The organism is Ensifer sp. (assembly GCF_031989085.1).
Taxonomy (GTDB): Bacteria; Pseudomonadota; Alphaproteobacteria; order Rhizobiales; family Rhizobiaceae; genus Ensifer.
Genome location: NZ_DALZXU010000001.1, coordinates 1,840,770 through 1,854,677 on the forward strand (window position 1 = coordinate 1,840,770; position 13,908 = coordinate 1,854,677).

At 63.5% G+C, this 13,908-nt stretch carries 12 protein-coding genes; 5 read left to right on the top strand and 7 right to left on the bottom strand.

From position 1 onward, the window contains the following. Window positions 1-44: 44 nt before the first annotated feature. Entirely contained in the window at window positions 45-3,440 is a 3,396-nt protein-coding gene (locus RTP54_RS08980) for a DUF3971 domain-containing protein (protein ID WP_312362035.1), read from the bottom strand. Window positions 3,441-3,761: 321 nt separating this feature from the next. On the opposite strand from RTP54_RS08980, the gene RTP54_RS08985 reads away from it, so the two are divergent. The 5 genes from RTP54_RS08985 (at window position 3,762) to RTP54_RS09005 (ending at window position 8,652) form a co-directional block, all read left to right on the top strand. After that, window positions 3,762-4,229, top strand: a complete 468-nt coding sequence (locus tag RTP54_RS08985; protein WP_312362036.1) for a peroxiredoxin — start codon at window positions 3,762-3,764, stop codon at window positions 4,227-4,229. A gap of 20 nt (window positions 4,230-4,249) precedes the next feature. Beyond that, window positions 4,250-5,080, top strand: coding sequence for a ferritin-like domain-containing protein (locus RTP54_RS08990; protein WP_112804977.1), 831 nt, complete (start codon window positions 4,250-4,252; stop codon window positions 5,078-5,080). 88 nt (window positions 5,081-5,168) lie between these two features. Next, a complete protein-coding gene (locus RTP54_RS08995; protein ID WP_312362038.1) occupies window positions 5,169-6,500 on the top strand; it encodes a M23 family metallopeptidase in 1,332 nt (443 codons plus the stop codon). Window positions 6,501-6,698: 198 nt separating this feature from the next. Next, the gene (locus RTP54_RS09000) at window positions 6,699-8,207 is read left to right on the top strand and encodes a DEAD/DEAH box helicase (protein ID WP_312362040.1); all 1,509 of its coding nucleotides are present in this window, start codon (window positions 6,699-6,701) and stop codon (window positions 8,205-8,207) included. 7 nt (window positions 8,208-8,214) lie between these two features. After that, window positions 8,215-8,652 carry an NUDIX hydrolase gene (locus tag RTP54_RS09005; protein ID WP_112815513.1) on the top strand — a complete coding sequence of 146 codons (438 nt, stop codon included), beginning with the start codon at window positions 8,215-8,217 and terminating at the stop codon, window positions 8,650-8,652. A 39-nt stretch (window positions 8,653-8,691) separates the two neighbouring features. On the opposite strand, the gene RTP54_RS09010 is transcribed toward RTP54_RS09005, so the two are convergent. Genes RTP54_RS09010 through RTP54_RS09035 form a run of 6 tightly spaced genes read right to left on the bottom strand, consistent with a single transcriptional unit; the run spans window position 8,692 to window position 13,893 of the window. Beyond that, window positions 8,692-9,009 carry a TfoX/Sxy family protein gene (locus RTP54_RS09010; RefSeq protein WP_112815514.1) on the bottom strand — a complete coding sequence of 106 codons (318 nt, stop codon included), beginning with the start codon at window positions 9,007-9,009 and terminating at the stop codon, window positions 8,692-8,694. A gap of 4 nt (window positions 9,010-9,013) precedes the next feature. Beyond that, complete coding sequence (locus RTP54_RS09015) at window positions 9,014-10,630, bottom strand: molybdopterin-binding/glycosyltransferase family 2 protein (protein ID WP_312362042.1); 1,617 nt, start codon at window positions 10,628-10,630, stop codon at window positions 9,014-9,016. Next, a complete protein-coding gene (locus RTP54_RS09020) occupies window positions 10,627-11,334 on the bottom strand; it encodes an XdhC family protein (protein WP_312362044.1) in 708 nt (235 codons plus the stop codon). The genes RTP54_RS09015 and RTP54_RS09020 overlap by 4 nt, the downstream gene beginning before the upstream one ends. Window positions 11,335-11,337: 3 nt before the next feature. Then, on the bottom strand, window positions 11,338-11,670 hold the full coding sequence (locus RTP54_RS09025; RefSeq protein ID WP_112804965.1) for an XdhC family protein: 333 nt from the start codon (window positions 11,668-11,670) through the stop codon (window positions 11,338-11,340). Window positions 11,671-11,692: 22 nt separating this feature from the next. Next, on the bottom strand, window positions 11,693-12,961 hold the full coding sequence (locus tag RTP54_RS09030) for a VWA domain-containing protein (RefSeq protein ID WP_312362047.1): 1,269 nt from the start codon (window positions 12,959-12,961) through the stop codon (window positions 11,693-11,695). A 2-nt stretch (window positions 12,962-12,963) separates the two neighbouring features. Beyond that, window positions 12,964-13,893 carry a MoxR family ATPase gene (locus tag RTP54_RS09035; RefSeq protein WP_312362048.1) on the bottom strand — a complete coding sequence of 310 codons (930 nt, stop codon included), beginning with the start codon at window positions 13,891-13,893 and terminating at the stop codon, window positions 12,964-12,966. Between the last annotated feature and the right edge of the window lie 15 nt (window positions 13,894-13,908).

Consider the following 13,908-nt stretch of genomic DNA (forward strand, 5'->3'; position numbering starts at 1 on the left):
CGCATCGGGAAGGACCTTTAAGGCCGGCCATTGCGCCGGCCTTTTTATTGAAATTCGAAGATCCCGCGGAAGACGCCGGGGGCGATGATGGACAGCGGGTTGATCGTCAGCTTCGGCTGGTTGAACGGGCCGTTGAGCTTAAAGGTGATGCCAAGCAGGCCACGGTCTCTGCCGTTGCCGAGGATGACGCCGATCAACGGCAATTCCCCAAAAATTCGGTTGAGGCCGTAGGCCGGCATGAAGGTGCCGGTCATGTCCATGATGCCGTTTCCGTCGCGCACGGTGCCCTGGAAGGTGGCCCCGACATCGGTGCCCCTGAGGACGCCGCCATCGACGCGAATGGCGCTGCGGTCGAGCGCAAGCTGGGCAAAGCCGCGTTCGAAGCGTGCCGTGCTGACGTCGATGTCGCGCCTGACGGCCTGGTTGAGGCTTCGCCCGTCCTGGCCCGCAGGCGTCGACACCATCGACTGCAGGCGCTGTTCGCCAACCAGCGAAAACTTGCGGATGTCGATCGAACCGCGCCAGGATCGGGCACCGCGATCGCGCAGCTTCAGGTTCAGCAGTCCGCCGCGCATGTTGCTGTAGATATCGGCAAAGCGGGCGAGCGAGCCGGCATCGCCGGTCGTCAGTTCAAGGATGTTGTCGGCCCCCGCTTTGGCGAGCTTGGCCACCACGGCCTGGCCGCTTCCGGTCACGGCCGACAGGTTGATGTCCTCGATCTGCTGTCCGCGTTCCGAATAGACCAGATTGACGTTTGACAGCACTTCTCCGTTGAAGCCGGCAACCCGGCCGAGTTGCCCCTGGATGGTGATGTCGTCGCCACCGCCGCCATTGCCGTTCGATCCGCTCTTCATCTGGGCAAGGATCGGCCTGATATCTGCGGCCGCTCCGCTTAGCGCCACGACATGGACGCCCTTGCGGCGATCGATACTGACGTTGAAATCGTCGCCTTGCGCCAGGCGCACATTGCTGAGCTTGGCGTTGGCAATGCCGGCGTCATCGACCTGCAGCGTGCCGCGTGCGCCGAAACCGTCGCCGGCGATGGCGAAGTCCTTGATGGTTGTCAGGCTGTCGTTGATGTCGGATTTGTATGTCACCTCGGCAGAAATGCCTGCGCCCTTGCTCCAGCCGATCCAGGGCAACGACAGCTTCGCCTTGGTCAGGTTGATGGTGGCGTGCTGGATGTTCGCGTCGTCGATCACGAGATCGACGTCCATCGGCCCCGAGATGATCTTGGACAGGCCGGGCGCCAGTTTTTCGCGGGCGGCGTCATCGATCGTGCCGCTGATTTCGCGCTTGCGCTTCACCTTCGACGCGCTGTCGACAGGCTCGACCAACGCAAGCTTGATCTTCGCGCCCTCGACCACCGCATCGGCATCAAGGACAGCCTGGGCGGTGTCGACCCGAAACGTGCCGGATACGTTCGACACGGCGCGTCCCGCGATCGGCCGCGTCACAGTCACGTCATCCAGTTGCATTTCCACTTGCCATAGCGGCGGCGGCGGGTGCTGGTCGGTCACCAGGCCGAACCGTGCGCCCACCTGCGCCGTGACCTGGCCGGTAAAGTCGCCGGGAGCGAAGGGCGTCTTTTGCAGCGCCTGGATCGGCTTGTAGGTGACAAGTTCGGCGATCGCGTCGGCCTCGCCGCCCACTTCGATCTTCATCTCTGCGATCAGCGGCTTGGTGTAGACATCGGGAATGATGAAGTCGCCGCCCTTGAGCGCTACGGACCGGCCGGAGGTGAAAAAGGCCGCGCCGCGCTCCACGCCCACTTCCATCCGCTGGCCGCTGAGCTTGAACGTGCCCGAGGTATCGCGCAGCGGCGGTATTTCGCCGGCGATGTTGATGCGCGTGTCGTCGATCTTGAATGCGATGTTGAGTTCTTTTTCATCGAGCTTCAGCTCGCCTTCGTTCTCGGCGATCCGCCCCTCGGCGACCGAGACCTCGATGCGTGCATCGGTGACGGTGCCGCCGAAAAGATTGCCGATCGCCCAACGTCGGGCACCTTTGGCAAGCCACCAGGGCCAGAGCTGCTTGACTGCCGTCGGCTGCATGCGGTCGCTGACCGCGGCAAAACTCACCTGCGGTGAGGTCTTGCCGAAGGCGACGGAAAGCGAGCCGAACATCGAGCCGAGCGGACTGGAAACGGCGAGCTGGTCGAAGATCAGCCGGTGGCGCGCATCCGAGGTGAAGCGGCCGCTCGCCTTTGCATCGAAGATCAGCGGACGCTCGGCGATGTCCTCCGGCGCGGAACTGGCATTCTTGAACAGGAGATCGATGGCGAAGCCCTGATCCCCAGCACCTTCGATCCGGTCGAGGTCTTTGACCGCGCCGGTAAACGGGAAGACCGACCGACCGATATTGACCGTCGACGGCAGGATCTCGACGGAAGCGCGCTCGAAATCATAGGCGATGTCCATCTGCGACGGATTGATCGAAGAGATGAGACCACCGGCGTGAAACGCACCGTTCGACGTGCGAACGGCAACACGAAGGTCCGGTTTCGCGCCGTCGGCGGCGCGCGTTGCCGTCAGTGTCAACCCGGCGGTCGCGTCGATGCCAAAGGCCGCCTCCCTGCCCGCAGGACCATGATAGAAGAACGGCTTCAGCGGCACATTCGTGATCGCCGCTTCGAAACCCGTTACATGGCCGTTCGCCCCAAGGGCGTTGGCGCTCAGGTCGACATCCATGCCATCGACGGCAACACTGCCCTTGACGTGCATCGAGCCGTTGGCGTCGCGGTTGAATTCAAGTTCCTTGGCCTCGACCGGCACGACGCGATTGCGCGCGCCGGCGACCGTGAACGAGAAGTTTGAAAGCAGCACCGTCTGGTCGCCGCGCGTGGTCGCCATCCGCGACATGCGGTCGACATGGGCAAACAGCTTTTCAAGGGCGTCGCCGACATCGGCGATCTTGATCTTGGTCAGGTCGATCGGCTCGCCGCGCGGCAGCAGCCCTGTGTCGAAATCACCGCCTTCCGCTTCGAGGCGCGAGACCGCGATCCGGCCAGTCAAAAGCGCGAGCGGGTCGAGGGCAATGGAAATCGATTGCAGCTTCGCGACCGGTTGGCCGGAGGCGGCCTCGCTCAGCGCCACTTCACGGGCCTTGAGCGCCAGGGCACCGTTGGAGCTCAAGCGCACGACCGTGCTTCCGACCTCGGCGCGATAGGCGCCGCCGAGGGCCGCGTTCAACGCAAGCCGGGCACGTGTATTGAGCGTGCTGTCGATCGCGCCGCTTTCGACCACGGCGATCAGGCTGGCCCCGACGATGAAGGCGAGCAAGAGCGCACAAAGGGCCATCTTGCTGAAAAAACGCAGCAAACCGCGTTTGTGCGGGGCATGCACGATAACGGGTTCGTGCGCCTGCGCCGAAGGCAACGCATGCAACGCGACGATGTCTTTCTTGCGAAAGCCGACTTTTTCGCCGCGGATCTCACTCATCGGCGCGGACGCCCTCCGGTTCAAAACGGGAAAGCCCGCCTCTCCCGCAGGCGCATCATGCGGCAACGGGGCGACGGATCAATACCGCCATGTAGACCACATATGGCTGGACGGTGTCATCACGTCTTGCCGACCATGCTGTGGAAAGCATTCACACATTTGTCAGTTTCCTGCGTGCGAACGCCGGGCAAAGCCTCCTATAGACGCAACCCGTCCGGCAGCTGTCAAATCTAGCACAAATCCGCTGGACGGAGGTTGTCGATTTTCGATATGCCCTAGCCGTCGATTGTCGGCAAAACTTGGCGCAAGGAAGGTTTATTGATGGCAGGCCTCACACCCGGTGAACTCGCTCCCGACTTCACGCTTCCGCGTGACGGCGGCGGCACGATTTCTCTTTCGGCGTTTCGCGGCCGCCCGGTCGTCCTGTTCTTCTACCCGAAGGACGACACCAAAAGCTGCACGCTGGAGGCGATTTCCTTTACTGAGCTTGCCTCCGATTTCGAAGCCGCCGGCGTCGAGCTGATCGGGATTTCACCCGATTCGGTGAAGCGTCACGACCGCTTTGCCAAGAAACACGAACTCACCGTCGCGCTGGCCGCCGACGAGGAGAAGAGTGCCATCAATGCCTATGGCCTCTGGGTGGAAAAGAGCCTCTACGGGCGCAAGTACATGGGCGTCGAGCGCAGCACGTTCCTGATCGACGCCGACGGTCGGATTGCCCGCGTCTGGGAGAAGGTCAAGGTCAACGGGCATGCCCAAGAGGCGCTCGCGGCCGCCAAAGCGCTGTGAGCGATAACGACGAGGCCGCAATGACGATGCTTCCGACCTTTCACAGTCTGCGCGGAGCCGCGGTAGCCGCGATCAGTGCCGCCGACCTCGACGTCAAGACGGAGCTTGCGCAGGAAGCCGCCCGGCGCTGGCAACGGCGCACGCTGTCGCTGCGGTCGCCGCTCGACCGCCCCGTTCCGCTTCGTCCGGGTCGGCCGGACAAGCCGGTTCTGACGCCGCCGACAAAGGTGAAGAAGCGTTCGCTCGGCTCCCTGAAAGGGCGGATAGCACTCCTGCATTCGATCGCCCATATCGAACTCAACGCCGTTGACCTGGCGCTCGACATCGTCGCGCGCTTTGCTACCGAATCAGTGCCGAATTCGTTCTTCGACGGCTGGATGAAGGTGGCCTTCGAGGAAGCCAAGCATTTTCGCATGGTTCGCCAGCGTCTCCATGATCTCGGCGCCGACTATGGCGACCTGCCCGCCCATGACGGGCTCTGGCAGGCAGCGCACGACACCCGCAACGACCTGACCGCAAGGCTGGCGGTCGTGCCGCTGATCCTTGAGGCACGCGGTCTAGACGTGACGCCGGCGCTCCAGGCGCGCATGCGCGAAACCGGAGATTTCGAGACGGCCGCTGTGCTCGACGTCATCTACGAGGACGAGAAGGGCCATGTGGCCGTTGGAGCCAAGTGGTTCCGCTTCTTGTGCGCCCGTGAGAAGAAGGATCCGGCGGCAACCTTTCAACAGCTCGTCCGCGCCAATTTTCGTGGACCGCTCAAGGCACCCTTCAACGATATCGCCCGCGCCGAAGCGGGGTTGACGCCATCATTCTACCGCTCGATGACGGCGTCCACGAACCTCTCCTGACCTGCCTCTGCAACCAAATATTAACCCTAACGAAGTGTAATGCCCCTCAAGCAATGCGAACCAATTCGCAGACAGCGGGAGTGGTGGAGTGTCAGAGCGTTCGGCAAATCGCACCTTCGGAAAGCGCGCGCAGAACCATGTTCTGATCCTGGCGAGTGGCGACCGCGTGCGCCACATGACCGTGCGTCCCTGGATGGCTGTCCTTTCCGCTTGTACGGTCGGCGTCTTCGGTATCGGCTATCTCGCCGCCACCTCCTACCTGGTACTGCGTGATGACCTGATTGGCGGAACGATTGCCCGCCAGGCGCGCATGCAGCACGAATACGAAGACCGAATCACCGCGCTGAGAGCACAGGTCGATCGCGTGACCAGCCGTCAGTTGCTCGACCAGCAGGTGGTCGAGGACAAGGTCGAAAAGCTGCTTCAGCAACAGCAGGCGCTTTCCTCGCGCAACGGCAAGCTCGGCGCGCTGATCGAGCGGGCGGAAAATTCCGGATTGTCGACCGACTTCACCCAGCCGGCGCCGATCGAACCCCTCGCCTACGAAAAACGTGCCGATGCGACCGGCGGCGTAAAGGCGATCGAAAAGTTGATGGGGTTAAGCGGTGCGCCGAGTGCAGCACCTGCCCGTGCCGCCGCTCTTGGCTATGCCCGACCGACGTCCGGCGAAAGCACCTCCGACCGGGCCGATCGGCTCTTTTCCAAGGTGACGCTCTCGTTGAAGGACGTCGAGCGGGACCAGATGGAACGGCTCGAGCAATTGACCGATGGGGCGGCAAAAACGTCGGAAGCCATCCGAAAGATCGTCGTGCGCACAGGCGTTGCCTTGCCGCAGGATGATGTCGCCGACTTGGCGCCGGTCGACGAAGCAACCGATTCGGGTGAAACGGCAATCGGCGGCCCGTTCGTGGAACCGGTCGATGATGGCGGGTTCGGCCAGTCGCTTGCAGCACTCGATTCGGCGCTGGTCGAGCTCGAACGGACGCGCGCGCAGGTTCGCGAACTGCCCTTCGGCAATCCGTCGCCGGCAAGCGATATCACCAGCGACTTCGGCAACCGGCTCGACCCTTTCCTCGGGCGGCTGGCCCTGCACGCGGGCATTGATTTTCGCGCTACCGTCGGCACTCGTATTCGGGCGACTGCGCCAGGTACCGTCGTGACTGCAGGCCTGACGGGCGGATACGGAAACATGGTCGAGGTCGATCATGGCAACGGCGTTTCCAGTCGCTACGCCCATCTGTCGACGGTGCTGGTCAATGTCGGGGACCGGGTCCAGGCGGGCGATATCGTTGCGAAATCCGGCAACACCGGTCGATCCACCGGTCCGCACCTGCACTACGAGGTCCGGCTCAACGGCCAGGCCGTGGATCCCATGCGGTTTCTCAACGCCGGAGCAAAGCTCGCGAGCTACATGAAGTGAGCCTTCTGTCAGCGTCTCTGACGGCCATGGCTTGACAAGAAACGCGACAGATTCGCCATCATCAACCTTTTCCCGCTTCAACGTGCTGGATTTCTTGACTTTCGACGGCATTCGGCTTAAGAGCCCGGCCACGCGGTGGTGTGTTTTCCACCGATCGAGCAGTGTTCTTATCGAACCGGAACGGAAACAGATTTCCCTTTGACCAATTTTGCTGACCTTGGCCTTAGCCAAAAAGTTCTCTCCGCAGTAACCGATGCGGGCTACACAATCCCGACCCCGATCCAGGCCGGTGCCATTCCCCCGGCGCTTCAGCGTCGGGATATTCTGGGCATCGCGCAGACGGGAACAGGCAAGACGGCATCCTTCGTGTTGCCGATGCTGACCCTGCTCGAAAAGGGTCGTGCACGTGCGCGCATGCCGCGCACGCTGATTCTGGAGCCGACGCGCGAACTGGCAGCCCAGGTCGCCGAGAACTTTGACAAGTACGGCAAGAACCACAAGCTCAACATCGCGCTTCTCATCGGTGGCGTCTCGTTCGACGAACAGGACCGCAAGCTTGAGCGTGGCGCCGATGTGCTCATCTGCACGCCCGGCCGCCTGCTCGACCATTTCGAACGCGGCAAGCTCCTGATGAGCGGCGTCGAGATCCTGGTCATCGACGAAGCCGACCGCATGCTCGACATGGGCTTCATTCCCGACATCGAACGCATCGCCAAGATGATCCCGTTCACGCGCCAGACGCTGTTCTTCTCGGCAACGATGCCGCCGGAAATCCAGAAGTTGGCCGACCGGTTCCTTCAGAACCCGGAACGCGTCGAAGTCGCTCGCCCGGCGTCCACGGCGCAGACCGTGACACAGCGTTTTGTCGCGACGCACGCGAAGGATTATGAGAAGCGCGCCGTGTTGCGCGATCTGATCCGCGCCCAGGACGACCTGAAGAACGCCATCATCTTCTGCAACCGCAAGAAGGATGTTGCCGACCTCTTCCGTTCGCTCGAGCGTCACGGCTTCTCGGTCGGCGCTTTGCATGGCGACATGGACCAGCGCTCGCGCATGGCCATGCTTGCCGGGTTCAAGGACAATCACATCACGCTGCTCGTTGCATCCGACGTGGCGGCCCGCGGTCTCGACATCCCCGATGTCAGCCACGTGTTCAATTTCGACGTGCCGATCCATGCGGAAGACTATGTCCACCGCATCGGCCGTACCGGCCGTGCCGGCCGCTCCGGTGCTTCCTTCACGCTCGTTACCAAGCGCGACACGAAGTTCTCCGAGGCTATCGAGAAGCTGATCGGCCAGAAGGTCGAGTGGCTGAACGGTGATCTGGCGAACCTTCCTGAGCCGATGGAAAGCCACGATACCGGTCGCCGTGAGCGCGGTCGCGACGGTCGCAAGGATCGCAAGAAAGATGGGGACCGCTCACCGCGCGGCCGTTCCGATCACAAAACCGATACGGTTCGCGCCGATAGTGAGGCCGAAATCGAAGCAGTCGTCGAAAGGGAGGAAGCGGTGAAACCGGTACGCAACGCAGAAACAAAGCCGAGCAACGGTCATCGTCCGGAGCGTCCGGTCCGCGCGTCAAACCCTGCCAATGACGACAACCGCGATCGCCGCAATCGCCACCGTCGCGATCACGACGACGGCCCGACACCTGTCGGTTTCGGCGACGAAATCCCCGCATTCATGCTGATCGCCGGCAAGGCCTGATCCTTCAATGGGTCGGCCTGGCGTTGACTTTCCCGGCTTCGGCTGCGGACTGGCGATCATGCGCGACGGCAAGCTGCTGTTGTACAAGCGCCTCAAGGCGCCCGAAGCCGGCCACTGGAACATCGTGGGCGGCAAGGTCGACCACATGGAGCGCAGCGAATTGGCTGCGCGCCGCGAGGCGGAAGAAGAAAGCGGCCTGTCGATACACTCGACGCGCTTTCTCTGCCTGAGCGAGCAGTTGATCGAGGCGGATCGCCAGCACTGGATCTCGATGATCTACGTGACCGACGATTTTTCGGGAGAGCCGCAGCTGACCGAGCCGGACAAGCTGTCCGACATCGGCTGGTACGATCTTGATGCCCTGCCCGAGCCGCTTTCGCGTTTTGCGGCCGACGCCGTCGGCGCTATCCGGGCGGAGACGAAGCGGCTGGTTGGAGCCAACTAGGCCGCTTTCGTCGAGCGCACGCGATATCCGCGTGCCATACTATTTCTTGGCTCTCAGCGCCGCTTCATAGGCAAGCCTGACCCAGCGCGCCATCTCATCCGGTTCGTCGTATGCCTCTTCCGGTATGCTCCAATAGGGCATCTTCACCGGCTTTCCCTTGCCGTCATAGGCCCATTGCCGGGATCCTGCCGCCTCGAATGTCGGTCCTGTCCGCTCATCCGCCTTCAACAGGATTTCTCCGTCGACTTCGAGAGCGAAGATGATGCCTTCGAAATAGACACCCTTTCCGCCGAACATGCGTTTGATCGTGACGGGCCCGAGCGTTTCGAACATCTCTTCGATTGCGGCATTGTCCACGCGTCTACTCCTCCAGAATTCCGCCTGCGGCGATGATCTGCTCCGGCGTATCGAGGTCGAGCCGTGCGGCGGCACCGATTTCGACGTCGATCACCGGCAGACCGCAACGCTCAACAATATCTCTTGCGCCGACATCACCGACCAATTGGCCAACGGCGGCAAAGGTCTGGCGCGGCAGGATGACCGGGTTGCCGCGCTGCCCGTCGGCCGTCGCCCGTATCACTGCACGCCCGCCTTCGCTCGTGAAGGTATCGACGAGCCGGCGCAGATCACCGGCCGTTATGCCCGGCATGTCGGCGAGCATCACAAGCATGCCGCCGGCTGCGGGATCGAGCGCGGTGAGCCCCGTCGTCAGCGATGACGCCATACCGGACGTGTAGGCGGAGTTGGAAACCAGCGTCACCGGCAGGTCGCCGAGAGCTGCGCGGATTTCCTGTTCGCGATGTCCGGTGACGACGATCACGCGCCCGGTATCGGCGGTGAGCGCGCTGACAACGGTCCGGCGGATCAGCGGCACGCCGTCGAACGTCGCCAGGAGCTTGTGGCCGCCCTGCGACCCCATGCGGCTGGCGCGGCCCGCTGCCATGACGACCGTTTCCACTGGTCCCAATGGCGGCTGCGCGGTGGGGTCGCGCGGCTGTGGCCGGGTCGGTATTTCTTTCAGCAGGCCGCCGACCCCGAGGCCGGCAATGTCGTCGCGGCTCGGCCATTCGCCAGCAATGATACGATCGAGCACCCAGTCGAAGCCGTTTTCACGCGGGCTGCGCGCACAGCCCGGTGCCCCCACCACCGGCACTTCGCCGACGCGGCCGATGACGATGAGATTGCCGGGATCGACGGGCATGCCGACGTGGTCGACGATGCCGCCGGCGCGGCGAATGGCGGCCGGAATGACATCGTCCGCATCGGCAACCGCCGAGGCGCCGAATACGATGATCAGGTCATGGTCGGCGGACAGATCCCTGATGGCTGTCGCGACCGCTTCGTGCGTATGCGCGACGCGCCGTTCGCTCACGAGCCGGCTTTCCGATTGCGTCAGTCGCGCGGAAAGGACCGCATGGGTCTTGTCCATGACCTGGCGCTTCAATGACGGCAACTCCGTTGCTATCAGCGCCGCCTGGCGTGCGACGAAAGGCTTGACCTCGAGGGCGACGCGCTCGCGCAGCAGTGTCTCGGCCCGCTCCACCAGCGATCCCGCCACCGCAAGCGGTATGATCTTGATCGTCGCGACCATGTCGCCGGGCCGGACAGGCACATGGTCGGCAAGGCAGGCGAGCGTGATCGCCGGATCGATGCGGTTGAGTTCGTCGATGGTTTTCCGGCTGGCGACAAACAGGCCCGAGACGCGGGAATACAGGTTGACGCGGCCGGTTGCCGCCGGTGAAAACCTGAGATGGTCCGGGGCGATGGCGCCTGCGATCCTTGCCGCCGCTTCATCTTCCAGCAGGTCGCCGGGGTCCGGTTGAGCGACGATGATCTCTTCGATCCCTGCCTGCGTCAGGGCCTGGATATCGCCGGCCTGCAGGAGGTGGCCCTTCGGCAGGCGCAGATCTGCGGCCCGGACGGCGTGCGCCAGCACTGCGCCTTCGGCCTTTGAGACGGGGACAGAACCAAACTTCATCGGCGCGCCTCGCCGGCGGACCCTATATCGCGGCGGCGCAAAGCCTCGATGATTTCGGCAAGGATCGCGACCGCGATTTCCGCCGGGCTTGCGGCACCGATGTCGAGGCCGATGGGCGCCCGCACCCGCTGAATGGCGTCGTCGGCAAGTCCGAGGCGCCGCAGCCGCTCGACTCGGTTTGCATGGGTCTTTCTGCTGCCAAGCGCACCGACATAGAAACAGTCGGCGGCAAGGGCTGCGCGGAGCGGTTCGTCGTCGATCTTCGGGTCGTGCGTGACGGCCACCATGGCGGTGAACCGGTCAAGCGGCCGGGTTTTGAGCGCCTCGTCGGGCCATTCCGCAATCAGCTCGACGCCGGAGAAACGCTCGGCCGTTGCAAAGGCGGTGCGTGGATCGACGATCGCCAGGTCGAAGCCTGCGACCGGTGCCATGCGCGCCAGCGCCTGGGAGATGTGGACGGCGCCGATGACGAGAATGCGCGGCGGTGGCAGGTATACATTGAGGAAATAGGATCGCCCGCTGACCACGATCGTTCCGGGCTTGCCGGAGCGGAGCGCGGCAGCCATCGGCTCGACCCATTCGTCCGGACAGTGTTCGCCTTCGACTAGGAGCGCGTTCCGGCCGGTCTCTAGATCGGCGAAAAGAACGGCAGCCCGCCGCCCGGCGCGCGCTGCATTCAATGCCTGCAGGGTTTTGAGATCCATGGTTCAGCCATCAACCCGTTCGACCAGCACCCGGATCCGGCCGCCACAGGACAGGCCGACGCGCCAGGCCGTTTCGTCGGCAACGCCGAATTCGAGGATTTTCGCCTGACCGGTCTCCAGAATATCGGCAGCTTCGCTGATCACGGCACCCTCGACGCAGCCACCGGAGACCGACCCTTCGAAATGACCGGCACCGTCGATCACCAGGTGACTGCCGACTGGCCGTGGCGCAGATCCCCAGGTTTCGATCACCGTCGCGATCGCGACCCGGCGGCCTTCGCCGATCCAGGTTTCGGCAACCACGAGCGGATCCGGGATGTCGGTCAGGGCCTGCATGTCACGTCCTCCCTCAAAGGCTTCACGTCTTGATGCGATGCTTGCTCATGAACCGCCTCGGATCCGCCTCCCCGGACCTTTGACCCGAGAGCGACTTGACCAGTTCGCCCACGGATTGAAGATTGTGCACCGCTCGCAATTCGTCAACATGCGGCAGCATCGCCTTGACGCCGCGGGCACGCGCCTCGAAGCCGTCGAAGCGCAACAGCGGATTGAGCCAGATCAGCCGGCGACAGGACCGGTGAAGGCGATCGATCTCCTGCTCGAGCTCTGTCGTATCGTCCCGCTCGAGCCCGTCGGTGATGAGAAGTACGATCGCACCCTGCCCCAGCACCCGCCGCGACCAGCGTCGATTGAATTCATGCAGCGTTTCGCCGATGCGCGTACCGCCGGACCAGTCCTTGACCGATGCGATGCATTCGTCGAGTGCGACATCCGGGTCGCGGTTTCGCATCGGCCTGGAGACATTGGTCAGCCGGGTGCCGAAGAGGAACGTGTGAACGCGCTGGCGCTTTTCGCTGAGGGCGTGGAGAAAATGCAGAAAGATGCGGGTGTATTGGCTCATCGAACCGGAAATGTCGGCAAGGACGACCAGTGGCGGATGCACGAAACGCCGCTCGCGAAAGCGCGGCAGAATGAGCTCGCCGCCGAACCGCATGGCGTCACGCATCGTCGCGCGTGGATCGATGCGGATCTGCCTCGCCGAAGGCCGGTAGCGCCGCGTCCTGACCTGGTCGAGCGGCAACACCAGCGACGACAGCGCCCGCCTTGCCTCGATAATCTCGGCGGCTGTCATCTGGGCGAAATCGACCTGCCGGAAAAGCTCCCCGCCCGAAACCGTATAGCGGGAATCGACCTCGACATCGGGTTCTTCACGCGGTGGCCGGGGCTCATCATGGCCTGATCGGAGCGCATCGCTGACCCTTGTCTCGCCCGCCCGCCGGCGCTGGCGCTCGCTGTCGCGTTCCGGCGCCAGCGGCGACATCAGGGCGATCATCTTTTCGACAAGGCCGCGCGACCGCCAGAACAGGCGAAAGGCTTCGTCGAAGACCGGTTGGTCCTCATGGTGTTTGAGAAAGATGCATTGCAGGGCAGCGTAGAATTCGTCGCGTCCGCCGATACCGATCAGGGTGACGGCGTCGATGGCATCGGCAACAGCTCCGGGACCGATCTTGACGCCCGCGCGTCGCAAGGCACGGGCAAAGAAGACGATGTTGTCGGCAAGCTTGCCGTCACCGGGCTGGGGTGGCGGGAGAATGGCACCATCGGGCGGATGTTCTCCCGGCTGCATCGTCAACCCGCCGCCAGCAATTCCGCCTTGACCTCGGCGAGCAGCTTGCGCCCCTCGGCACCGTCGATCCGGGCGATGTCGTCCTGGTACTTGAGCAAGGTGCCGAGCGTATCGGCGATTGTTTCGGGATCGAGGGCAAGGCGATCAAGTTCGGTCAGGGCCGTCGCCCAGTCGATGGTCTCGGCGACGCCCGGGTTCTTGAAAAGGTCGACGGTGCGCAGCCGCTGCGCATAGGCGATGATCTCGCGCGACAGGGCCGCGTTGCACCCGGGGACCTTGCGGCGAATGATCTCAAGTTCCTGTGCGGCCTTGGGATAGTCTACCCAATGGTAGAGGCAGCGCCGCTTCAAGGCATCGTGGATCTCGCGCGTGCGATTGGTAGTGATGATGACCACAGGCGGCTCGGTGGCTCGGATGGTGCCGAGTTCGGGAATGGTCACCTGGAAATCGGAGAGGACTTCGAGCAGGAACGCTTCGAAGGCCTCGTCGGTACGGTCGAGTTCGTCGATCAGGAAGACCGGCGCCCGTCCGCTCTCGGCGGAAATGGCCTGGAGAACAGGGCGTCGGATCAGGAACCGTTCGGAGAAGATGTCGCTCTCGACCTGGCGCCGGTCGACCGTGCCCGCCGCTTCCGACAACCGGATCTCCAGCATCTGCGCCGGGTAGTTCCACTCGTAGACGGCAGAGGCGACATCCAGCCCCTCGTAACACTGCAGGCGGATCAGGGGACGATCGAGCGCACGGGCCAGCACTTTGGCAATCTCGGTCTTGCCGACGCCGGCCTCACCTTCGAGGAACAGCGGGCGCTTCATTCTGAGCGCGAGAAACAGCACCGTCGCCAGCGCCGTGCCGGCGAGGTAATCCTGCGCCTCCAGCATCGCCATCGTTTCATCGATGGATTGGGGCAATGCGCCTGTCACCGGTGCCGCCATGCATCCTCCGCCACG